The following is a 23,838-nucleotide window of genomic DNA, read 5'->3' as shown; positions in this document are numbered from 1 at the left end:
CGGGGACAGGACAGTATGCCCTGTTAAATACCTTTGGCGGTCTGGGCTGTTGATGCTGCAAAATTCAGGATTACCTGTTTGCGGTCCAGATTGACGCTGTCGGCACGATTTTTACGTTCGATCATCTTTTCCCACAGGTCCATCCACTGATCAACCCTACTATTGGCAAATAGCTGCAGAAAAAGTGATTCCTCACCTTGAGTGAAGCAAAATTGTTTGTCCTGAGTAGTGTTGAAGCGAATAATACGTTCTATAAAACCAATCGCAAATTCAAAAAACAGGTGATATTTTGCATCTGCTTTTGCTTGTCCCAATTTACCCGCCAACGCATGCAGGGCAGCTATATTATAGGCCGGCATTGATTGGAAAAGTTTAAGCACCTCATGATACAGCTCCAGCCCCTCCCCCTCATAGATGGTAATGGCTTTTCCCGGCGAACCGATAGCCAATTGAGAGAGTAGCTGCAGGTCTTCATTGCTGATAGTTGGGTATCTCCCTGCCAGCACTGCCTGTACACTATTTAATGACAGCGGAGATAGGTGCAGGCGTCTGCACCGGCTTATGATAGTTGGCAGCAATTTGCCTGGCGAATGCGCCAACATTAAAATAATAGATTTCGCTGGGGGCTCTTCGAGTAGTTTCAATATGGCATTGGACGCACTGACATTCATTTCGTCCGCAGCATCTATGATCGCAATCCGCCAACCACTCTCGGCACTTGTTTGGCCGAAAAAGCTAATGAGTGAACGGATGTCATCAATAACGATGTCTTTACGTAACTTGCCTGTAGATGTGTTTTCTGTGCGGCAAATATGCCGAATGTTACCGTGTCCGCCCGACAAAATCCGCTGAACGATAGGGTTGGCTGGGTCTGTGTCAAGGCTGCGGGCATCAGTTTCCAGTGTTTCACCGAACAGTCCTGTATCAGCAGTAGCATTTGTGTCCTGTGTTAGCAGGAACTTGGCAATGCGCCAGGCAAGCGTTGCTTTACCAACTCCACGGGGCCCTGTTATCAGCCACGCATGATGGACACGGTCACTGTTGAAACTATCCAGGAATTGGCGTTCCGCTTTTTCGTGACCGATCAGTGTCTGTGTCTGAACAGGATTAATGACAGAGCTATCAGATAGGGTTTCAGCCATTAGTCACCTACCCCAGCAATAAGAGGTTCTATCACTTGTTGTATAGCGTCAGCAATTTGATCAATGGTCCCGGAGGCATCAACCAATTTGCAGCGGTCACTTTCTGACATGGCAATTGCTTTATACGCTTCTCGTAATGCCTGATGATATTTTAGCCCTTTGCGTTCAAAGCGGTCTTCATTGCCATTGTTCGCACCTTCCCGTTGAATAGCGCGCGCTAGACCTTTTTGGACATCAATATCAAGGATCAGGGTCAGATCGGGGGTGAAGTCACCAAGAGCTAGTTTTTGAAGGTTCACCATATTCTCCAAGCCCAACCCGCCAGCAACTCCTTGATAGACCTTAGTGCTGTCATAGAAACGATCAGAGATAACCCACTGCCCCTGTTCAAGCGCTGGTTTTATCAGCTTTTCAACATGGTCGACGCGTCCGGCGGTCACCATCAATGCTTCTGACATCGCGGTCCAGCGGTCCGTGTCACCCGTGAGCATTAGCGTCCGTAATTCTTCCGCACCGTCAGACCCGCCTGGTTCTCGTGTGATTATGTGATCAATTCCCCTGCCCTTAAGAAATAAGGACAGGGTTTTGATTTGTGTAGACTTGCCGGATCCTTCGCCACCTTCAAAGGTGATGAACTTTCCTCTGGTACCTGTCATTGGTGTTTTATTCCCGATCAGTAGACAAGTCGGTTGCTGCACCGAAAATCAAATATTCAAGAGCGGCGGTAATCTTACCAAACCCGCCAACATCGCCGACATTTTTGCCTGCAAGAAGTGGCAATCTTGTCTCGCTTCTGTCTGGTGCAGAGATCACAAGCTCTGCGACTTGGTCGCCCTTCTTTAGAGGCGCAGGCACGGGGCTTAAATATTCTACTTTGACATCAAGCTGAGCACGCTGACGGCGCGAGAGTGTTAAGCCAAGATCTTCGCCAAGTACAAGGGGAACAGTCGGCATATCGCCAAGCCAGACATCAGCGTGATCTACCGTTTCACCAGCCCGCAGAAGTGGATAATATTTAAAGTTCAGGAAGCCGTACTGCATCAGGCGCTGGCTTTCACGCATCCGTTCCTGTGAAGAGTTAAGACCACTTAGAACCAGGACCAGACGGCGGCCATCCCGTTCGGCAGACGCTGTAAGGCCGTAGCCAGATTCTTCCGTATGGCCAGTCTTTAGGCCATCAGCTCCAGGGAAAAGGCCAAGAAGCGGGTTTCTGTTATATTTATTACGGTGAAAGTCTTTGTAGAGATATTCGCGCTCTGCAAACATTGGATAAAGGTCAGGGAATTCAGTAGCCAGAAGAAGAGAGAGTTTTGCAAGGTCCCGTGCTGACATAACGTGTCCTTCTGCAGGCCAGCCGTTCGCATTCATAAAATAACTACCCGTGAAGCCCAGATCGGTTGCTTTCGCATTTAGCCATTCCACAAAGACATCATGTGATCCTGCCATATGCTCCGCCAGCACAACACAGGCATCATTTCCAGAAAGGACAATAATACCGCGCAGAAGGTCGGCAATAGTGACTGTGTCCCGTGCGCGCAGGAACATGGTGCTGCCGCGGTTGTTCCAGTTTCTCCATGCTTCGTCGGATACGATTACTTGTTCATCAAGCTTGTGACGGCCTTCTTTAATGGCCTCAAAAGCAAGATAAACCGTCATTAGCTTACTCATCGACGCCGGAGGAAAGGATACATCTGCTTCTTTTTCAAGCAAGGTGTCACCAGTGGTCGCGTCCAGCAACAAAGCATGTTTGGCTGATGTTGCCATACTTTGCGCGTGCACACTGGTCCATGCGATGGCGGTCGCAATCAAAAAAGATGAGATAGCTAGCGCATAACGATTGAAAATTGTGGATACCACAGGTCTTTCCCCTATTCGGTCTTTTACTATATTAATTAACGGGTTCTGAAAAAATGCGTGCATCATAAAAACCGCCGGATACAACGCGGTCTAGGGCGCTCTCGGCCAATTGGCGAACTGAATATGGCCCAACACGGACACGCCAGAAGGTTCTTTCATACCCATCGTGACGACTTATTTCTACATCATCACTAATGCGGCGCACTTTATCAGCTTGTAATTTGGCATTATTAAGGTCGCTGAAAGAGCCAACCTGCACATAATGCGAATATCCACCATCAGACGCCCGGTCTGGTGTTGGCCTGCTGTCTGGAATTGGTGTGTTTTCTGCCAGTATGGGGCGATTGCCACCACGAACATTGCCATTTTGGTCGGAAGCCTGAACACGAACTTTTATTACCCCTGCCCGGTCAAAGCCCAGTATCTGGGCGCCGCGTCTGGACACGTCAATGATACGGTCGCCAACAAAGGGGCCACGATCATTAACTCTTAAGACGATAGAACGACCATTCGTCAGGTTTGTAACCTTGACATAGGACGGCATTGGCAGGGTTTTATGCGCTGCCGTCAATGCATTCATGTTATAGGTTTCACCGTTGGCGGTTTTCTTACCGTGAAAATCTTTGCCGTACCAGGACGCCAATCCTACGACATCATAATCGGGCTCTACCTTTGGGTAATACCATTTTCCGGCGACTTTATAGGGGTTTCCAACTTTTTCATGCCCCCCCTGATCGCCTACAGGCAAATGATCATCCTTCGGCATAGAGCCAGAAAATGTTGAACAGGCTGAGATCACCAAGCATAGAATACTAATTACAATACGTTGATACATATTTATGGCTTCCCAATTTCGTCAGATAACAAGCCCACTGACAGCGCATACTTAAATGAAGGGTTATAACGCATGATAGAGCAAAAATTACGGTAGACAAGATACCCTCTGTCATCCCCTTCATCTGCCACTATCAGTGCAGCGGGGATTGACCGATCTGGCAAATCAGTACCGTCCAGGCGCCGTACGCCAAGTTTTTGCCAGTCCTGCAGGTCTCGCCATGCACCCAGAGATTTATAGGACTTGCAGTAACGGTCAGGGTCTACCCCTTCACTTTGCGGTGCATAAAGTGATTTTTCCGACCCTTTAGGCAACAAAACAGGCCTGCCCCAGGTTTGGTCATTTCGCCAGCCATACGCTTTCAGATAATTGCCGATAGAGGCAAATACATCGGTACCTGTTGACCAGATATCTCTGTCACCATCCTTGTCAAAATCAACGGCATACTGGAGGTAGCTGAGTGGCATAAATTGCGGTTGCCCCATGGCGCCAGCCCATGACCCTTTCATGTTTTCAAATGATGCTAGTCCCTGATCCGTAATTTCCAGTGCGGCAAATAGTTCTTTTCTGAAGCGGCTGGCTCTTCGTGGATCATACGCCAATGTGGCCAATGCATCAAAAACGGAAATAGAGAGTGGAATGGTGCCGTAATTTGTCTCAACGCCCCACACGGCAGAAATAAAGCGTTCCTGTACACCAAGTGAGGCAGAAACAGCGGATAAGTCTTCTTTGTGCGTTGCCATCATCTCTTTACCCTTGGTTTTTCGCCATGGGCTGACCCTGCTTTTCAGATACATCGCATAGGTCTGTTTGACTTCCGGTTGGTTACGGTCTCGTTTGATTACGGTTGGGCGCAGGGCAATCGTTGGCAGCACTTTATTGAGTGTTTCCTCTGAAATGCCTTTGGCAATACCCTCTGCATAGACACCATCAATCCATGATTTAAATGCTATTTCTTCCTCTGTTAGCTCGGGAGATGCGGAAGTATTGGTGGAGGCAGTGTTCTCCGAAGTCGATTCCGCAGGTGGTCCGTCTATCGGTGAAACGGGTTTCTGGCTAGAAGAAGTCTGAGGGTTATCAGCAGTTGATGCCCCAAAACTAATTACAGATAAGAGCCCCGCTGAGATAGAAAAAATACCAAAAGAATTAACTGCCATGATCATCCTGAATTTTGAAATTAAGTTACATAAACTATTAGCCTTTTCCTTAGACTATATTCAAGGGCTGAATGATGGTGAATATATGGCAATTGAAATGACTAATAGCTATATGAGTCGCACTGTCGGCGTACGCGATTAATCCCCTTTTAAGGGTGATTCCCTCGCCCTAAGGTCTGAAACTGTTTCATTTTGGAGCGAATTCCGTGAAAATCAGGTGATAATTTAAGTAATGGTTGAGAAAAGTTTAATTAAAGGTTAATCTTTCGTTAACGGTTAGGTAAAGGCATAACAACTTACCTGCTTAACTATTATTTTGCTCGATAGGGAGTGCGCTATTGGGAAGCGTCATAACCCGAATGTAAGAGGACGGAAACCATGATGAACATTTTTACAAAAGCTATTGCCGGTATGGCGCTTGCGATCGGCATTGGGGGTGTTTCAAACGCTGCGATTACCATCAACTTTGAAGGTGTGGATATCGAGGCGGAAGAGTATGCGACTGCTAGTGGCATTTATTTTTGGGAATTTCTCGGCAACGACAAAGAAGGTGGTAGCCAGAACCCTGAGTTTGGTGAGCTGCTGGATGTACAGGGTTATAACATTGTCGGTTCATCCGATGATGATTTGAACTTCACACTGAATGATGGTGGTGATTCTGGTACTTGGAGCTCTAATTACGCAGTGAATGCCTTTGTTGTGAAGGCAGGTTCATCTTTCCTTTTCGTTGACTTTGATGCGACTGGTCCGGTTTTCAGCAGCAATTGGTGTACTACTGGTGACTGTACAATTGGCGGTGTTGACCTAAGCCAGTATAATGATGGCCAAGGAAACTATGACTTTGCTCTGATCAATAAAGGTGGGAATGAAGCTGATATGTCTCACCTGTCGCTGTATGCTCTGACATCTGCTGTTCCTGAGCCTGCGACCTGGTTAATGATGATCATGGGCTTTGGTATGATCGGTGCGGCCACACGCCGTAGAAGAAAGATTGCTCTGTCTTAATCTTAGGCACAGAGAAGAAAAAACCCGGCCCGTTAAACGGTCGGGTTTTTTTGTGCCTGCACTTTGCTGTAGACGCCTTGTTAACAGCCTGCATGGGGCTGCCATCCCGCTAAGGGTGGTATCATGGGCGGATGCTGCTCAAGTCTGCCCTGTGCCGTATGTATGTTTTCCTGACTACCCTCTCAGACAAGCTCAGAAATGACCTGCTGGCTTGATATTGCGTTGAGATACCCATGTCCGATTTGAGTAGCGATTATAATAGTGTGATACCAAATAAAAAAGGACCTAGCTAATTTAGCTAAGTCCTTATAAACCTTTTGGTTTTAATTGGTGAGCCCGACAGGGTTCGAACCTGTGACCTACTGATTAAAAGTCAGTTGCTCTACCAGCTGAGCTACGGGCCCTCAAAGGGAACGCGCTGTACATACGGGCATCCCGCTGATGGGTCAAGCAAAAGAATCAAGAAATTTCATTTTTTTGACATTTGCATAAAAATTGCGCGTCAAACGATCATTCTTTATAGTTGGATAGTATGAAATACAGGGTCAGATATATAATTGCCGCTGCTGCAGTATTTTTAGCATCATTGTTAATGACGCCTGCACAGGCGCAATCCGATTCAGTGAAATATTGTTTAACCGGGTCTTATGTATCAACTGATTCTGGCTCATGTTTTCATGAAAGCACACAAACGGATGTTTTCTGGTTCAATTCCCATTTGATTGGGCGGCCTGTTTTATATCTTCTTGGTGGACCTGGTTTGTACCCAGAACCTCATAAAGACCGCCTGCAGTCGCTTTCCAATCACCTTAGAAGGCCAGTCATCGTTATATCTGGTGTATCTAATGCAGTATCATCCCGATCACGGTATGACTGCCCTGAAGGCCAGACAGGGTGGATTGCACCAACCAAGAGACAAGTGCAGAAGTTCAGCCCGGATGTGGAGGCTAGTAATATCGTAACGTGTGCGAGCGCGCTGACTTTGTCCAAAGACTGGCTAGAGGATGTTTCCCCTTTAAAACACGCCCAGGCGATAAAGACTGTTAGGCAGGACATTGGTATCGCGCAATGGGACATTATCTCGGAATCGTTCGGGCTCCATGTGTTTTGGGCCTTGAAAAAGATAGATGCTGCTGCAATCTCGGCTGTTATCTTTGATTCCCCAGATACACCCTGGGTGCCATCCTATTTTCATTTCGGGCAACATCTGGATAAGGCGTTTGGCGAATTCGCTGAAGGGTGCCGAAAAGATTGGTTGTGCCCTGCCCGGCGTCAAAATTTGAAGGAAGAGATTTATACTTGGTTGGCACCAGATAGGTATGAACCAGACGCAATAATCGACGTCGTTGATGTGAAATCGGGCGCTGTGGATGGCTATGTCTTACCCTCTTCTGAGCAAGTGGCGGGCCGTTTGGTTCAAAGTCTGATGACAGTGCGTAACCCGAACCGCCTTCCGTATATATTCTCTGCGCATTCACGCGAGCAGTTTCAGGACCGTTTGGGGCTGTTATTTCTTAGATATGGGAGGGAAAGCCAAAACCTAGTGTCTTTTGCAGGCTATCATGGTGGGCGGTGTAGTGTCCTGCCGCTCAGTAATTGGTATTCTGCACTGTTGAAGGATGCCGCACAGTTTCCAGCACTGCGACCATTCCTGAAATATATCTCTGAGACCCAAAAAGTGGCATGCCAAAGCCTGGGCATAGAAGCGCCGACACAATTCGCTAAACCAGAGGGTCTGGATACGATAAAGGCATTTATCATTGGCGGGGCTCTGGATCCCGTAACTCCAATGTCAGTGATACGGGAGGCATTTTCAAGCGCCGCACAAGTTGACTACAATGTCTATGACAATGTGGGCCACGTTGTTAGTTCTGCCCAACCGTGCATTGTCGAAGACATGAAGGCTTATCTTGATGATGGGCAAGCGCCCTTACCGTCCCATTGTCGGGGGCGGGACCTGAAGCTTTACTATTTCACCCCCGTGGTCGTTCGTTAAAGGGGGTCAATATCCCCACTTGCATATTCTGCACGGAAGGAAGCCGCGTATTCTGACAATTTGCCCGCAGCAATCGCGTCCCGTAAATTCGCCATCAGATCCTGATAGAATTGTAGATTATGCCACGTCAGTAACATAGCGCCTAAGATTTCACCTGCTTTGATCAGGTGGTGAACATAGGCACGGCTATACTGAGTGCATGCCGGACATGCGCAGGACGCGTCTATAGGCCTTGTGTCGTCTTTGTGGCGTGCATTCTTCATATTAATGGCGCCCCGGCGCGTGAAGCCCTGTCCTGTTCGGCCTGACCGTGTTGGCATAACACAGTCGAACATATCGATCCCGCGCTCTACTGCGCCGACAATATCGTCGGGTTTGCCAACCCCCATCAAATATCTCGGGGTGTCTTTCGGCATTCTAGGCATGGTAAAGTCCAGGACACGGAACATTGTTTCCTGCCCTTCTCCAACTGCCAGACCGCCAACAGCGTAGCCATCAAAGCCAATCTCAGTCAGGGCATCAATTGATTTGAACCGTAGGTCTTCGTAGACGCTGCCTTGAACAATGCCAAATAACGCGGTACGGGACGCATGTTCCTCGCCGCTATTGAAACCATTTCTGGAACGCTGTGCCCAGCGCATGGAAAGTTCCATAGATTCACGCGCCTGATCTTCAGTCGCTGGGAAAGGTGTACATTCGTCAAAGGCCATGACAATATCAGAATCCAGCATGCGTTGAATTTCCATAGACCGCTCAGGCGTAAGGAGAATTCTACTGCCGTCCAGATGGGACTGAAAGGTGACCCCCTCTTCCGTGATCTTGCGTAGCTCGGTCAGTGACATCACCTGGAATCCGCCGGAATCAGTCAGTATAGGGCGATCCCAATTCATGAATTTATGCAAACCGCCCAGCTTTTGTATGCGTTCTGCCGTTGGACGAAGCATCAGGTGATATGTATTGCCAAGTAGAATGTCAGCGCCTGTGCTGCGAACACTTTCGGGCATCATGGCTTTCACAGTACCTGCGGTCCCGACAGGCATAAAAGCAGGCGTCCGTATCTCACCTCGTTTCATTTTAATCACACCGGTGCGCGCCATGCCGTCTGTCGCGTGGACAGTATACTCAAATCTAGGTTTCATTAGTCTGCTCCTTTGGGAACAACAGGCTGCTATCACCGTATGAATAAAATCTATAGTTCTCGGAAATCGCAGTTTTGTATGCTGTGTGCATCGTGTCTAACCCTGAAAAGGCAGAAACGAGCATGAATAGTGTTGATTTTGGCAGATGGAAGTTCGTCATCAAAAGGTCAACTGCCTTAAACCTGTATCCCGGCGATATGAAAATATCGGTATCACCAGAGAATGGCATAGCGGTACCATCGTCGAGCGTGGCACTTTCAAGTATGCGAAGGGACGTGGTGCCGACAGCAATAATTCTTCCGCCTTTTTGCCGGGCAGAATTTAAAAGTTCCGCCGTCTCGGTACTTATTTCACCCCATTCGCTATGCATTTTATGATCTTCGGTGTTGTCGACTTTGACAGGCAGGAAAGTACCAGCGCCTACATGCAGTGTAACCGCTGCGGTTTGAACACCTTTACGCTTCAGACTATCTAAAAGGTCGGGCGTGAAGTGCAAGCCTGCTGTTGGCGCAGCAACTGCCCCATCTTTTTCTGCATAGACAGTTTGATAATCAGATTTATCTTGCTCATCAATGTCCCGCTGTGCCGCGATATATGGCGGCAGCGGCATGACACCGTGGGCTTCAAGCGCGTTAGTCATCTCATCGGCGGCAACGTGAAATTTTATAGTGCGTTCGCCTGCATCACCAACTGCAATCACTTTTGCCTGTAAACCGGAGAAATTCAAAAGGTCATCCAGTCGTGCTTTCTTCGCCGGTTTCGCAAAAACGTTCCATGTAGTTTCGTCTAGTCGTTTATGGAGGGTGATTTCCATTTTAGCTTCGCCGCGATGGCCAAAAAGTCGACCTGGAATAACACGGGTATCATTGAAAACCAGAACGTCTCCATCATGAAGGTATTCACCAAGGCATTGGACCGTTTTATGGTCAATAGACGATGGTTTTACGATCATCATGCGCGCACTATCACGCGGCACCGCGGGGCGCAGTGCAATCCGGTCATTAGGCAGGTCAAAGTCAAATAATGCAATATCCATGGCGGGGCTTTTACTGGATGATCAGGCTTTAGACAAGAAAAAGGGGGCTTTAGTGCCCCCTTAATCCATTTCAAAATATATTGGTCTTACTCAACGTCTTTAGCGACAACCATTTTCACGATTTTGGATGGCTCTGCCGGTGGTTCGCCTACTGCAATGGCATCGACATGCTCCATCCCGCCAATAACTCTGCCCCAAACTGTATATTCACCATCCAGATGCGGGACACGGTTCAGACAGATAAAAAACTGACTGTCTGCACTGTTCGGGTCTGTTGCTCGAGCCATGGATAAAGTGCCACGCAGATGCGGTAAGTCGCTAAATTCTGCTTCGATATTCTGGCCGGAACCGCCAGTGCCGTTACCGTCAGGATCACCGCCTTGTGCCATAAAACCTGGAATTACACGGTGGAAAATCAACCCGTCGTAAAAGCCGCTACGAACCAATTCTTTGATACGTGCAACATGCTTTGGAGCTTTGTCAGGGCGCATGGCAATGGTCACACGGCCAGTTTCAAGTTCCAGATAAAGGGTGTTTTCGAGGTCCAAGTCAACTGCCTGTGTTTCAGTGCTCATTATTCCTGCCATCATTGTTAGTAGTACGAGAAGTAAGTTTTTCATGCGTATACCATATTCGTCATTGTTTTTTAGGTCTAGTTTTGTTTGTTGTAAAATGCCTTATTTAGCATATTTTTCGACGATTGCTTTCGCAACCATTGGCGGGACAAAGGCTTCAATAGCGCCGCCGTACCGCGCAACCTCTTTTACCAGTCTTGATGCAATGGTTTGATACTTAGGGTCGGCCATCAGAAAAACAGTCTCAATATTCGGATTGATCTGGTAATTCATACCGGTCATTTGAAATTCATATTCAAAGTCAGCCACAGCACGTAAGCCGCGAATGATCACCTGAGCGTTCATACGTTCAGCGAATTTCATCAAAAGTTCGTCAAACTGCACAACCTCATATTCTACGCCAGCTTCACTTGCCAAAGGGTCAATATACTGACCAACCATTTCAACACGTTCTTCAAGCGTAAAAAGAGGGTCTTTACTGGGGTTGGTTGCAACTCCGATTACTAATTTATCCACAAGGCGCAATCCCCGTTTGATAATATCCAGATGTCCGTTGGTGATCGGGTCAAACGTGCCAGGGTATATGCCTGTTCTTTTCGCCATGGAGATACTCCATTTCTCAGAGTTGTAATTCAATATGTTGTAGTGCAACATTCACGAAACTTTAGATAAAAACAAGATTAAAAAATATCGTGATAAGGAAGGTAACGCTATGATTGTGGAGTTAACCACACTGATAATGTTCATTTTGGCGTCCTTTGCTTTGATATTGACGCCGGGGCCGATTGTTTCCCTTCTTTTGTCGGAAACCCTGACATATGGTGCCCGTCAGGGTCTGGCAGTTCTATTAGGTGCCTTCGTTACAGGCTCTCTGTTTCTGGCTGTATATGTATTTGGCCTTGCGCCTTTAATGATGAAATTACCGCACTGGGCGTTTGATTTGGTTCGCTATATTGGCGCTGTCTTTCTTTTGTTTTTATCTGCGTCAATGATCAGGACGTCTTTCAAATATGGTAGTTCTGCGTCTGAAGAAGAACTAACTGCGGTACCAAGTTTTAAAGCCGCATTCATAAAAGCTTTTATTGCTGTGCTCGCTAATCCAAAAGCGGTGGTGTTTTTCGCAGCATTTTTTTCGCAGTTTATCGATGCCACTCGTCCCGTGCAGCCGCAGCTCATCACCTTATCAACCGTATTTATATGTGTGGGTTTAATAGGTGATAGCTGTTGGATATTTTTTGCGCATAAGGCACGCCCGTGGCTATACAAAAAAGGCGGGACACGATTGATTAATCGTATCTCTGGAACAGCTCTGGGTTTAGGGGCAATTTTGCTTCTATTTCTGAACCCGTAAGGGGGCGACCAGATATGCTTGGGAATTTGGCACAGAAAAGGGCGCCAAAGGCGCCCTAATGTAACACGTAATGCGTTTGACTTTATTCGTTTGAGCCTTCGGTCGCTTCGGTAGCCGCAGTGCCCTCTTCAGAACCGGTAACGTCTTCACCACTATCGTCGTCATCACTACTGTCTTCCTGCAGTTTAGCAACAGACACAATTGTTTCTTTGTCTGAAACCTTAAACAGGGTGACACCTTTTGTATTCCTGGATGCGATGCGAACATCATGAACCGGTGTCCGGATCAGTTTACCCTGATCTGTGACCATCATAACTTGCTCACCCTCTGTAATTGGGAAGGCTGCAACAACACCGCCAATTTGATCCCGCAGGCGCGCATCGGAAGGAACATTCCAAATGCCCTGCCCGCCACGGCCTGTGATGCGGTATTCATGGCTGCTTGTACGCTTACCAAAGCCATTGGATGTAATAGTCAGAATGAACTGCTCAATCTCTGACATGTAGGCCATGCGGTCATCCGCCAGTGGTTCCCCAGATGGGTCTGATTTCCACGGAGCAGCCTTGAGGTAAGCATCCCGTTCCTCGGTCGTCGCGTTGGAGCCATTGATGACACACATGGACACGACTTCATCCCCTTCGGCAAATTTCATGCCGCGTACACCGGTAGAAGTACGGCCAACAAACAAGCGAACATCTGTTGCACGGAACCGGATGGCGCGGCCACCCTTGGCTGCGAGTATGATGTCGTCGTCCTCGGTACATACGTCGACGCCGATAAGTTTGTCGTCATCGTCAGCAAAGCGGATTGCAATTTTACCGTTGGCCATAACGTTGGAGAAGTCAGACAGACGATTACGGCGCACATTACCTTTTGCTGTTGCAAACATAACATGCAGATCATTCCAGCTTTCTTCGTCCTCTGGCAGTGGCAGGATCGTTGCGATGGTTTCACCTTGTTGGAGCGGAAGCAAATTGATGACAGCTTTGCCCTTTGATTGTGGTGAACCAAGTGGCAGCTTCCAGACCTTCATCTTGTAAACCTGTCCCAGATTAGAGAAGAACAAGACAGGTGTATGGGTATTGGCAACAAAGACAGTGGACAGGAAGTCCTCATCTTTTGTTTGCATGCCTGCGCGACCTTTGCCGCCACGACGCTGTGCGCGGTATGTGGTCAGTGGTACACGTTTGATATAGCCCGTGTGCGTTACAGTTACGACCATATCTTCCCGTGTGATCAGGTCTTCGTCATCAAATGTGCCTGCAGCATCCATATCAATAACTGTACGCCGTTCGTTGCCAAACTCTTCTCGTACAGCCATGATTTCCATGCGTAACACTTCGTACAGACGCACACGCGATTGTAAAATTTCCAAGTATTCACGGATCTTTATTGCAAGTTCTTCAAGTTCATTGCCGATCTCGTCCTGGCCAAGTGCAGTCAGTCTGTGCAGGCGCAGATCCAGGATTGCTTTAATCTGTGCATCACTAAGTTGATATGTGCCGTCATCGTTTACAGCACTGTTTTCATTGATCAACTCAAGATACGGCAGGATTTGAGCTGCATCCCAGCGCCGTGCTTTAAGCGCTTCTCTTGCATCAGCAGGAGATTTTGCGTTTCGGATTGTTGCAACGACTTCGTCGATGTTAGCAACGGCTGTTACCAAACCTACCATGATGTGCGCGCGTTCGCGTGCCTTGTTCAACTCGAACTTTGTCCGGCGGGTAATGACTTCTTCGCGGAATTTAATGAAGGCTTGCAAGACTTGCTTTAGTGAAAGCTGCTGCGGCTTGCCTTCATTCAGTGCAAGCATGTTGATACCAAAACTCGTTTGAACCTGCGTGAATCTGTAGAGTTGGTTCAGGACTACTTCGGGCACAGTATCGCGTTTCAGTTCAATCACCACACGGACGCCGTCACGGTCAGATTCGTCACGGATATCCGAGATGCCTTCAATGCGCTTAGTCTGAACGCATTCAGCGATTTTTTCAATCATGGACGCCTTGTTAACCTGATACGGTACCTCGGTGATAACAATGGCGTTCCGGTCTTTGCGAACTTCTTCGATATGGCTTTTACTGCGAATACGTATTGATCCGCGACCGGTTTCAAAAGCCTCTCTGATGCCAGCCGCACCTAGGATTGTACCGCCTGTTGGGAAGTCAGGGCCTTTGATATGCTCCATCAGACCCAGTGTATCAATATCTGGATTGTCAATCAGGGCGCAGACGCCGTCGATCACCTCGGTCAGATTGTGGGGCGGTATATTTGTCGCCATACCAACCGCAATACCAGCACCACCGTTTACCAAAAGGTTTGGATACCTGGCTGGCAGAACAATAGGTTCATGCTCGCTTTCATCATAGTTAGGCTGGAAATTTACTGTATCTTTGTCAATGTCAGCCAAAAGGACGCTGGAGATTTTGTCCATGCGTGCTTCAGTATAACGCATCGCAGCGGCATTATCGCCGTCCATGGAGCCAAAGTTACCCTGCCCGTCGATAAGTGGAGCGCGCATGGAGAAATCCTGCGCCATACGGACCAAGGCATCATAAATCGCGCTGTCGCCGTGCGGGTGATATTTACCCATGACGTCACCGACAATACGCGCAGATTTGCGATACTGTTTGTTCCATTCATATCCGTTTTCGTGCATTGCGTAGAGGATGCGACGGTGTACAGGCTTTAAGCCGTCCCGAACGTCAGGAAGAGCTCGCGAAACGATTACGCTCATTGCGTAATCAAGATACGAGTTCTTCATTTCCTCTTCAATGGTGATCGGCTGGATGTCACGCCCTTCCGGCGCTACTGGTGTATTTTCGCTCACCCGAGATACTTCCCTTATGTACCCCTTTGACGCGGGGTAGAATTACACGATTGTCAGGGTTTAAATCCTGCAGTTTCTGTATGAAACCAGTCAGAAAATTTGTAGCAAGTCGGTACCTGTCATGCAAGTGTTCAAGGCATAAATTTGCAATGATTTTACGTTTGATGATTTTTTGCCTTTACGAATGCGATTATGTTCGTTAATAAGTCGCTCGCACACCACATTTGGCGTCTGAAATTTTTATGGGCGGATGGCAGAGTGGTTGAATGCACCGGTCTTGAAAACCGGCAAGGGTGCAAGCCCTTCCAGGGTTCGAATCCCTGTCCGCCCGCCACTAAAAAAGCTGCTCCTTCAGGGCAGCTTTTTTGCTTTTGGTAATGTGGTGTTTAATCGCCGTGCTATTCGACGCATAAATCTCTGGCGACGCGATTGAGCCACTGTCGGATGTGCGGATAGCCCAGAAGGTTAAAGCCTGCATCTTCTGCGAACTGGGTGTAGGCATAAAGTGCAATGTCAGCAAGTGACAGGCTATCGCCTACAAACCAGCAATGGGCACCAAGGTGTTGCTCCATATAATCCAGCGCTGCATAGCCTTTTTGTATTTTGTCCTGATCACACTTATCCGGTGGGATTTTCTTGTATAGCCGCTGAAAACGAATGACGGCTATGTTTGGTTCGTGGCTATATTGCTCCCAGAAAAGCCATTCATTCATTTTGGCTTCGCTGTATGGGTCATCAGGAATAAGGTTAGACCCTTTGGCCAAGTAGACCATAATGGCATTGGACTGGGCAAGGTGCCTGCCGTCATCAAGTTTGATGAACGGCACTTGTCCAGCGGGGTTTTTAGCCAGCATTTCTGCGGTGCGCGTTTCTGCATTTAAGACTGATGTCTCCTGCCAGCTATAGGGAATGGCCAGCAGATCGCAAACATATTTTACCTTCAGGCAGTTTCCTGAAATGCTGTCACCATAAATTATCATTTTGTGCACCCATTAAGAAGTTGACCTGGATGCACTATAATTGCGGCTTGCGCGACAGGGGAGCGAGAAGTTCTAATCTGAGCGCGCAAGATATTCTAATTCTTGTTGGGTTGGTCCAGTAGATCTCGCAGCGCTTTGATGAAATCGTCAATCTCTGCCACTGTGTTATAATGTGCCAGCCCTACTCTGACGCCGCCTTCATCTTCTCTGCTGAGAGCTCGATACGGTTCAATGCCGTAATTGTGGCCGCTCCAGACAAAAATATTCTTGTCAGCAAGCTGTTTTGCGATGTCCTGTGGAGTCATTGAGTTAGCAACAAAGGATACCGTCGGAACCCTTTCTGCAATGCGGTTTGGGTTAGTGATGCCAAGTACCGTCACGCCTTCTGTTTCTTGAAGTTCGTTAATTAAATGCAGTGTCATCGCGTTTTCGTATTCTTCCATGACAGCAAAGCCGGCAATCAGGCGATCCCGTAGCGAGGAGGATACGCTATCCAGGCCGGATAGGTTTGCTATATGGTCAATTGCAGCGTGGGTGCCAGCAATTGATTCGTGGCTAAGGGTACCTGTTTCAAATTTTGATGGTAGCGCCTCGCCTGCTGGCCGCACCCGGTAAGCGATCAGGTCACGGAGGAGTTCTTCCTTACCCCATAGTATACCCTGGTGCGGACCATAAAATTTATAAGGTGAGCAAATGAGAAAATCGCAGCCCAAATCCTGGACATCAATCAGCCGGTGCGGCGCAAGCTGAACTGCATCAATGAATACCAAAGCTCCAACGGAATGCGCGTGTTGTGTGATAGCTTTGACGTCATTGATGGTGCCTAGTACATTGCTTGAGTAGCCCACGGCAACAAGCTTAGTTTTCTCACTAATTACCGTCTCCAGACTGTCTGTTTGTAAGGTGAAGTCGTCGGTATCCAGTTCCAGCCACCGAACGGTAGCACCTGTGTCCTTTGCAATCATCAGCCAGGGTGCGACGTTACAGTCATGATCCATACGGGACAGGACGATCTCATCCCCTGCGGATAGGGTGCGGGCAATGGACCGCGAAATATGAAGGGTAAGGCTGGTGCTGTTTTGTCCAAAAATAATCTCACGCGCTGACTTGGCGCCCAGAAATGTTGCCGCTGCAGCGTGCGCTTCGTCCATCAGCCTGTCGGCAGCTACAGACGTTTTAAAATATCCCCCTAAATTTGCATTAGCCGAGATCAGGCAATTAGTCATGCTGTCTATCACTGATTGAGGGACTTGGGTTCCAGCGGGATTATCAAAGTAAATACGGGGAACGCCGTTATCGGTTATCGATAGTGCGGGAAACTGCCTGCGAATATTTTCTATGTTCAGTGTCACCACTTTCTCCCTTTTCATTTTCTTTGAATAATCTTTGCGGATTAAGTCTTGGATGGCTGGTGTCGTCAACATCGAATTTTGCAAACGGCATAATCACCTTCAGATGTGATTAAAAAATGAACACTGCACAAATATTTTGCAAATAATCCGTAGCCCCTGTTGCGTCAAACATAGGTAACCACCTGATTTAATGCAATAAATTAATTTGGCATGATCTCTGCTGTTTCTGTTTCGAAATCTCACATTTTCGCACTTAGGAGGGATGATGAAATATCTCATAGCAATCATAAAGCCGCACCGGCTGGATGCTGTCAGAGATGCGCTGGGTGACCTGGGCATCAACGGTATGACAGTTTCTGAAGTTCAAGGATATGGGCGTCAAAAGGGCCAGAAAGAAATTTACCGCGGCGCAGAATATGAAGTTCATTTCTTGCCCAAGGTAAAAATTGAAGTTGCTGTCACCGCTGATATGGCAGAGCGCGCAGTCGATGCCATTAAAACTGCAAGTGAAACCGGTCAAATCGGTGACGGGAAAATCTTTGTGCTGGATTTGGGGCAAGTTGTCCGCATTCGCACAGGCGAAACAGACGAAGCTGCACTGTAAGGAGAGCAAGAATGAGTGAACAAATAAGTTTTTTAAAGCGGTGGTGTAGGGTTGTTCGTCCCTCTATCGCGGGTACTGTGGCTTTGCTGCTTCTATCATCGCCTGCAGCCGCGTCTGTGGACAGCGAGTCAGTTTACATATTTAACACTCTCCTGTTTCTGATTGGTGGTTTTCTAGTGATGTGGATGGCAGCAGGGTTTGCAATGCTTGAAGCAGGGCTGGTCCGGTCCAAGAATGTTGGTGACATCTGCGTTAAGAATGTCGCCTTATATGCCGTTGCCTGTATTATGTTTCTACTTATGGGATATGACCTTCTTTACGGTGTAGAAGCAGGTGGATATATCGGTAGTTTCAGTCTATGGGCCGCAGATGACGGGGCTGCTTTGGCTGCAGAGGGTGCCAGCTTCGATGCAGGCTATGCCGCAAGTTCTGACTTCTTCTTCCAAATGGTTTTTGTTGCGACTACTGCGTCAATCGTCTCAGGCACGGTTGCTGAGCGCATAAAATTATTTCCCTTTCTCGGCTTTACAGCCATTCTCGCGGGGCTGATCTACCCTATTCAGTGTTCCTGGCAGTGGGGTGGCGGCTGGCTTGCTGAGCAAGGTTTCGTTGACTTTGCCGGGTCAACACTTGTGCATTCTGTAGGCGGCTGGGCTGCGCTTGTTGGAGCCTTTATTCTGGGGCCACGCTTGGGAAGATACGGCAAAGATGGTTCTGTGCGCCCGATGCCGGGTTCCAGTTTGCCGCTCGCTACACTTGGTACATTCATCCTTTGGTTTGGATGGTTTGGTTTCAATGGTGCTTCTCAGCTGGCGATGGGGTCAGCTCCTGATGCGGTCGCCATTTCGAATATTTTCGTAAATACAAATATGGCAGCAGCAGGCGGTGTTGTAGCGGCTGCATTCTTTACGAAACTTGTCTACAAGAAGGTTGACCTGTCGATGGTGCTTAACGGTGCGCTCGCGGGACTAGTTTCCATCACGGCCGGACCAGATACCCCTACTCCGCTGGTCGCGGTTCTTATTGGCGGCGTTGGCGGTATCCTCGTCGTCTTTGCTGTGCCCCTACTGGACAAGCTAAAAATTGATGATGTAGTAGGTGCTATTTCTGTACACCTTATTTGCGGCATCTGGGGAACGCTTGCCGTGCCACTGACAAATGCTGATGCAAGTTTCACAGTTCAGTTAACTGGTATTCTTGCGATTGGTGCGTTTGTCACAGTCACTTCAGCGATCGCATGGTATGCGCTCAAGTTTACGACAGGCATCCGTTTGTCGGCAGAGCATGAGGAAATTGGCTCCGACCTTGCTGAGCTTGGGCTTGAAGCCTATCCAGAATTTGGACGTGGCTCTCAAAAGCTTAGCTTCTAAGCACCCATAAATAATCGAGTGTTCTTGAAAGCGCCCTGCGGGGCGCTTTCCTGTTTCCTGAAAGATTCCGATTCTGCGTGTAATTTTCGCGGAATTAGCATATACTGGACGCATTAGTCCATTATGTGAGGGAGGTACAGATGGCACTTGATCCGTTTTATGCGAAAGCTCTGGAAGACAGTCAGTGGAAAGTTGACCAAAGCTATGAAGCTATCTTCGACTGGAATTACAGCGATGACCGTGCTGATTTGCTGAATCTTTACAGCAAAGGCAAATCGATGCAGTGGGACGGCGAACACAGGCTTGATTGGGATGTAGAGCTAGAATACGGCAACCCAATGGGGTTGCCAGAGTATTTATTCCCCTTAGCCGGCGCAGAGTTCTATGAGAAAATGAGCGTTGAAGACAAAAAGCTATGCCGTCAACATCAGCAGGCATGGGTCAATTCACAGTTTCTTCATGGGGAACAAGGTGCCCTGTTATGCTCTGCGAAGATCGTTACAAATGTTCCTGACTGTGAGGCCAAGTTTTATGCGTCCACACAGGTAATTGACGAAGCCCGTCATGTGGAAGTTTATAAGCGTTTTATTGAGAAACTAGGGCTGGCATATCCGATTACCGGACCGCTGAAAACATTGTTGGATCAGGTACTTTGTGACAGCCGCTGGGATATGACGTACCTCGGTATGCAGGTTGTTATCGAAGGTTTGGCGCTTGCAGCCTTCAGTAATATTCGTGATCAGGCGGAAAACCCGCTCGCGGCTGCGCTCAATGCGTATGTTATGCAGGATGAAGCACGACATGTTGCATTTGGCCGTCTTGCTTTGCGGGAATATTATCCTGAACTGATGGAACACGAACGAAATGAACGAGAAGAGTTTCTGGTGGAGGCCTGTTACTTGATGCGTGATCGCTTTCAGGCGCTGGAGGTCTGGGAAAATCTTGGTCTGCCAATGAAAGAATGTGTTCATCATCTGGATAACAGTCAGGGTATGGCCATGTTCCGGACGCATCTATTCTCCCGCATTGTTCCAATTGTTAAGGATATTGGCCTGTGGGGTGATAAAATCGTCGATGGTTATACCAAGATGGGCATTCTCGGGTATGCAAATGTTGACGTTGAAGCCATGCAGGAAGACGACATGCGTATTGCGGCAGAACATGACGCACGGCGCCAGCATGTTGATAGCACAATTGCCCTTGGTGAAACTGCGGCTGAATAAAATCAGCATTCTAGTGTCTAAAACGACAAAGGCTGCCAGTATAATACTGGCAGCCTTATATTTTTATCAGGTCTAAAAGACTGGGTTAGGAAGAAGGTGACTGCGACAGTAAGCCAAGGTCAGATGCTGCGAATGCATCCTTAACCGCCTTAATGTCTTCCTCGTACATTTTCTTCACTTTCGCAGAGACTTCTTCGAAAGCCTTTTCCGCTTCCTGTCTGTACCTTTTGGCAGCATCACTTGGTGTGCCGTTATGACTGGCCGCATAATACAGCGCACCGTTAATACGCGACATAATCTTGTCAGCATTATAATGAATGCCGTCACTACGGTCTTTGGGGATAAAGCTTTCTTCAAGATTATCCAGTGACTTCAGTGCATCAGACGCAAGTTTGGACAAGTCTTTCATTGACGTAACATCATCTTCTGTGTCTTTGGCGTCTTTGACTGCGGCGTCCGCTAGACCTTTGATCACTTTCAGATCTTTTTGACTTGCCCGTATATCAAGGACCATTTGTGTTGCTTTATCTCTCAGTGCCGAAACTTCTTTCAGGTAAGCATGACGCTCCACAAAATCTTCCTGCGAGTATGACACTCTTGGATCTGGTTTAATGGTAACAGGACCAGACACTGTTTCTTCCCCAAGGGTCAGCTTTACTGTGTATGTGCCCGGTACCGCACCAAAACCACCCGGCAGATCAGCATCCGCGCTCCGAGGCGTCAGCGAAACGCTGCTGCCGTTTTCTTCGCCGCGCCATGTGATGCGGTTGATACCTTTGGTTACTGGACGCGTGTAGGTGCGGATGACTTTGCCGTCAGCGTCAGAGATTTCTACTTTTACCTTTGCAGGTTTGGTTTTACTTTTCTCTTTGGTGTCTTTGTCGGCAACGACGCCTTCTTCACCTTTTACATCCATTTTCCGGCCTTTGGATTTTTCATCCTTACGGGCTTCTTCGCGGATGGCAACTTGACGCGCTTTTTCCTTTTCCGCATCGGCAAAAGGAACTGTGTCACCGTTTGCGACAAATGTGATCATGGCACCATAAGGCTCATTATCACCAATGAAGGCAGTATTGGCGACGAAGCGGGTGCCAGGCGTTTGTTTGGGGTCATACATAATGCCGTCAGTCACAGAAAGTAACTTCAGAGGTGCACTCAGATCATCATCTGACAGATTACGTAAGCCGCTGTAATCATCAATTACGATGATGGCTCGACCGTGGGTCGCCAGCACCAGATCATTTTCCCGCTCCTGAATGGCTAGGTCCATCACGGAAACAGTTGGAACACCAGCTGTCCATTTCATCCAGTTTTTGCCCGCATCCCGACTGACGAACAGTCCAAACTCTGTGCCCAGGAACAAGAGATCAGGGTCAACATGATCTTGCTGGATTGATAAGGCATATCCAGACACGTCTTTGGTCGCAAGGTTGGTCCATTTACGGCCATAGTTATCTATGCGGTAAACATGTGGGTCCATATTGCCGCGACGGTGATCATCAAAGACGATGAAGGCCTGTGATGCATCATGTGGGCTTGGCTCAATATGAGGAACCCAGCTTCCTTTGGCTTCACCACGTACTTTGTCACCAATGCTGTTCCATGTTTCGCCGCCGTCACGGGTTACATGAACACGGCCATCATCTGTACCGACCCAGATTGTGCCCTTCTCTATCGGACTTGGCGCAACGGCCGTAATCGTTTGCCAGTTTTCGGCAGCTGTTACGTCAGCGGTGATGCCGCCTGACTTTTTGAAACGCTGCAGTTCTTTGTTATTCGTGGTCAGATCCCCGGAGATTTGTTGCCATGTACGGCCACGGTCGGTGGATTTATGAAGGAACTGACTACCATAGTAGATGGTTGCTGGATCAAATGGGTCCTGCGCAAAGCCAGAGTTCCAGTTAAAGCGTAGTTCAGTACCCGTTTCATCCGGGTTGGGTCTGATAGAAAAACTTTCACCGGTATTCAGGTTCCAGCGGTTAAGGGCGCCGCCCTGGCTCATGCTGTATCCTTCCATAGCATTTTCAGGGTCTGGAGAAGCGTCAAAGCCGTCACCAAAGCCAATTTCCTGCCAGTGGAAATTACGGATGCCACCATTTTCCCAAACGTTAGCAGGACCGCGGAAGGAACCATTATCCTGCAGGCCACCATAGATATTATACGGCAATTCGTTATCGACGTTCACTTGATAGAATTGGCCAACTGGCAGGTTTGCAACAAACCGCCATGTTTCGCCGCGGTCATGGCTGATGCCAAGGCCACCATCGTTACCAAGTATCAGGTGGTTGCTATTTTCAGGGTTAATCCAAAGGCTGTGCAGGTCAATGTGCAGTCCTCTTGGGTTACTGCAACAATTCACACTTTCGATTGTTTCGAAATTTCTGCCGCCATTGTCAGAACGTTTTAGCGTTGTGGCAATGTTGTAGACTGTTTCTTTATCGTTAGGGTCTACAAGAAGTTCCATATAGTAAAATGGACGATTAGCAACACCCTTGTCTTCATTGACTTTTCGCCATGTACGGCCACCGTCGTCAGTTCTGATGATCGCACTTTTCTTGGCTTCTATCAGGGCGTAAACCGTATTTGTATCCGAGGGTGCAATCGTGAACACAGACCGTCCAAGGTCCCCTTCCGGTAGTCCGTCTTCCTGTGTCAATTCGCGCCAGGTTTCGCCGCCATCATGGCTGACGTGAAGGCCAGAACCCGGTCCGCCAGATTCAAAATAGTCTGGATAACGGCGGAATTGCCACATTGAAGCATAAAGATTATTAGGGTTTTTAGGGTCGATTTTAATATCGGTCGCACCGGACTGATCATTCTCACCGGCAAGCATCAAGTTCCAGGTTTTACCCCCGTCAGTGGTTTTGTAGATACCGCGTTCACCACCGTCTGACCAAAGGTGCCCCATCGCAGCGACATAAACAATATCAGGATTTGTAGGGTCTATCGCGATGCGGTTGATATGCTCGCTATCCTTCAATCCCATATTTTGCCATGTCTTACCGCCATCAAGTGACTTATAGATTCCGTTTCCGATGGAAACCGAGTTTCGGACATTGCCCTCACCCGTGCCAACCCAGATGATGTCTGGATTGGACTGGTTGATAGCAACAGCACCGATGGATGCCACATCTTCATTGTCAAAGATTGGCGCCCATGTTGTGCCGGCATCGCGGGATTCCCAAACCCCACCAGATGCACTGCCAACATAAATATGATTTGGATTGCCTTTGACCGTGTCAATTGCGGCAACCCTGCCCGACATGGTGGCCGGTCCAATGGACCGACCTTTCATGCCCTCGAACAGGCCACTGTCTGCAGCAGACAGTGCTGTAGTACCTAGAAGTAAACTCGCTACAATCGTGTTTTTCAGGAATGTATTTTTCATT

General features: G+C 48.2%; 19 protein-coding genes and 2 tRNA genes. 7 read left to right on the top strand and 14 right to left on the bottom strand.

The genetic code is table 11. The features are described 5' to 3' along the window. Window positions 1-23: 23 nt before the first annotated feature. From IE181_RS12065 to IE181_RS12045, 5 genes are read right to left on the bottom strand one after another with little or no spacing between them, the layout of a single operon-like run. Window positions 24-1,142, bottom strand: a complete 1,119-nt coding sequence (locus IE181_RS12065; protein WP_191253279.1) for a DNA polymerase III subunit delta' — start codon at window positions 1,140-1,142, stop codon at window positions 24-26. After that, complete coding sequence (gene tmk / locus IE181_RS12060; RefSeq protein ID WP_191253277.1) at window positions 1,142-1,798, bottom strand: dTMP kinase; 657 nt, start codon at window positions 1,796-1,798, stop codon at window positions 1,142-1,144. The genes IE181_RS12065 and tmk overlap by 1 nt, the downstream gene beginning before the upstream one ends. A gap of 7 nt (window positions 1,799-1,805) precedes the next feature. Further along, the gene (locus IE181_RS12055; protein ID WP_191253276.1) at window positions 1,806-2,999 is read right to left on the bottom strand and encodes a D-alanyl-D-alanine carboxypeptidase family protein; all 1,194 of its coding nucleotides are present in this window, start codon (window positions 2,997-2,999) and stop codon (window positions 1,806-1,808) included. Between the two features lie 31 nt (window positions 3,000-3,030). Then, window positions 3,031-3,834 (bottom strand): septal ring lytic transglycosylase RlpA family protein, encoded by an 804-nt coding sequence (locus tag IE181_RS12050; protein WP_191253274.1) that lies wholly within the window; start codon window positions 3,832-3,834, stop codon window positions 3,031-3,033. Window positions 3,835-3,836: 2 nt separating this feature from the next. Then, on the bottom strand, window positions 3,837-4,991 hold the full coding sequence (locus tag IE181_RS12045; protein ID WP_191253272.1) for a lytic murein transglycosylase: 1,155 nt from the start codon (window positions 4,989-4,991) through the stop codon (window positions 3,837-3,839). Window positions 4,992-5,369: 378 nt separating this feature from the next. Between IE181_RS12045 and IE181_RS12040 the strand changes: the two genes are divergently transcribed. Continuing rightward, entirely contained in the window at window positions 5,370-5,996 is a 627-nt protein-coding gene (locus tag IE181_RS12040) for a PEPxxWA-CTERM sorting domain-containing protein (RefSeq protein ID WP_229819408.1), read from the top strand. A 328-nt stretch (window positions 5,997-6,324) separates the two neighbouring features. Here the strand turns inward: IE181_RS12040 and IE181_RS12035 are convergent. Then, a tRNA-Lys gene (locus IE181_RS12035) sits at window positions 6,325-6,400 on the bottom strand. Window positions 6,401-6,588: 188 nt separating this feature from the next. Here IE181_RS12035 and IE181_RS12030 point away from each other — a divergent pair. Continuing rightward, window positions 6,589-7,992, top strand: coding sequence for an alpha/beta hydrolase (locus tag IE181_RS12030; RefSeq protein WP_191253270.1), 1,404 nt, complete (start codon window positions 6,589-6,591; stop codon window positions 7,990-7,992). Here the strand turns inward: IE181_RS12030 and tgt are convergent. The 4 genes from tgt to coaD all read right to left on the bottom strand — a co-directional run bounded on the left by tgt (window position 7,989) and on the right by coaD (window position 11,345). Next, window positions 7,989-9,131, bottom strand: a complete 1,143-nt coding sequence (gene tgt, locus IE181_RS12025) for a tRNA guanosine(34) transglycosylase Tgt (RefSeq protein WP_191253268.1) — start codon at window positions 9,129-9,131, stop codon at window positions 7,989-7,991. The two genes, IE181_RS12030 and tgt, sit on opposite strands and share 4 nt — an antisense overlap. Then, window positions 9,121-10,167 carry a tRNA preQ1(34) S-adenosylmethionine ribosyltransferase-isomerase QueA gene (gene queA / locus IE181_RS12020; protein ID WP_191253267.1) on the bottom strand — a complete coding sequence of 349 codons (1,047 nt, stop codon included), beginning with the start codon at window positions 10,165-10,167 and terminating at the stop codon, window positions 9,121-9,123. Before queA ends, tgt begins: the two co-directional genes overlap by 11 nt. An 86-nt stretch (window positions 10,168-10,253) precedes the next feature. Then, window positions 10,254-10,742, bottom strand: coding sequence for a peptidylprolyl isomerase (locus tag IE181_RS12015; protein WP_229819406.1), 489 nt, complete (start codon window positions 10,740-10,742; stop codon window positions 10,254-10,256). Window positions 10,743-10,844: 102 nt separating this feature from the next. Beyond that, window positions 10,845-11,345 carry a pantetheine-phosphate adenylyltransferase gene (gene coaD / locus IE181_RS12010; protein ID WP_191253265.1) on the bottom strand — a complete coding sequence of 167 codons (501 nt, stop codon included), beginning with the start codon at window positions 11,343-11,345 and terminating at the stop codon, window positions 10,845-10,847. 109 nt (window positions 11,346-11,454) lie between these two features. Between coaD and IE181_RS12005 the strand changes: the two genes are divergently transcribed. After that, on the top strand, window positions 11,455-12,093 hold the full coding sequence (locus IE181_RS12005; protein ID WP_308430912.1) for a LysE family translocator: 639 nt from the start codon (window positions 11,455-11,457) through the stop codon (window positions 12,091-12,093). A gap of 82 nt (window positions 12,094-12,175) precedes the next feature. On the opposite strand, the gene gyrA is transcribed toward IE181_RS12005, so the two are convergent. Further along, entirely contained in the window at window positions 12,176-14,920 is a 2,745-nt protein-coding gene (gyrA, locus tag IE181_RS12000) for a DNA gyrase subunit A (RefSeq protein ID WP_191253263.1), read from the bottom strand. 244 nt (window positions 14,921-15,164) lie between these two features. On the opposite strand from gyrA, the gene IE181_RS11995 reads away from it, so the two are divergent. Then, window positions 15,165-15,254: transfer RNA gene (locus IE181_RS11995), tRNA-Ser, on the top strand. 64 nt (window positions 15,255-15,318) lie between these two features. Here the strand turns inward: IE181_RS11995 and IE181_RS11990 are convergent. Continuing rightward, window positions 15,319-15,900, bottom strand: a complete 582-nt coding sequence (locus tag IE181_RS11990; protein ID WP_191253262.1) for a glutathione S-transferase family protein — start codon at window positions 15,898-15,900, stop codon at window positions 15,319-15,321. A gap of 95 nt (window positions 15,901-15,995) precedes the next feature. Further along, entirely contained in the window at window positions 15,996-17,252 is a 1,257-nt protein-coding gene (locus IE181_RS11985) for a cysteine desulfurase-like protein (RefSeq protein WP_229819404.1), read from the bottom strand. Between the two features lie 265 nt (window positions 17,253-17,517). Here IE181_RS11985 and IE181_RS11980 point away from each other — a divergent pair, with 265 nt between their 5' ends. The 3 genes from IE181_RS11980 to IE181_RS11970 all read left to right on the top strand — a co-directional run bounded on the left by IE181_RS11980 (window position 17,518) and on the right by IE181_RS11970 (window position 20,449). Continuing rightward, on the top strand, window positions 17,518-17,856 hold the full coding sequence (locus tag IE181_RS11980; RefSeq protein ID WP_191253259.1) for a P-II family nitrogen regulator: 339 nt from the start codon (window positions 17,518-17,520) through the stop codon (window positions 17,854-17,856). Window positions 17,857-17,867: 11 nt separating this feature from the next. Then, a complete protein-coding gene (amtB, locus tag IE181_RS11975; RefSeq protein ID WP_191253257.1) occupies window positions 17,868-19,226 on the top strand; it encodes an ammonium transporter AmtB in 1,359 nt (452 codons plus the stop codon). A gap of 140 nt (window positions 19,227-19,366) precedes the next feature. After that, window positions 19,367-20,449, top strand: a complete 1,083-nt coding sequence (locus IE181_RS11970) for a ferritin-like domain-containing protein (protein WP_191253255.1) — start codon at window positions 19,367-19,369, stop codon at window positions 20,447-20,449. A gap of 85 nt (window positions 20,450-20,534) precedes the next feature. Here IE181_RS11970 and IE181_RS11965 read toward each other — a convergent pair whose 3' ends face one another. Then, window positions 20,535-23,837 carry a WD40/YVTN/BNR-like repeat-containing protein gene (locus IE181_RS11965; RefSeq protein WP_191253253.1) on the bottom strand — a complete coding sequence of 1,101 codons (3,303 nt, stop codon included), beginning with the start codon at window positions 23,835-23,837 and terminating at the stop codon, window positions 20,535-20,537. Window position 23,838 lies beyond the last annotated feature (1 nt).

Source organism: Kordiimonas sediminis, assembly GCF_014656395.1.
GTDB classification, from domain to species: Bacteria; Pseudomonadota; Alphaproteobacteria; order Sphingomonadales; family Kordiimonadaceae; genus Kordiimonas_A; species Kordiimonas_A sediminis.
Note: the sequence above shows the minus strand (reverse complement) of the source record. Positions and strands in the feature narration are given on the sequence as shown.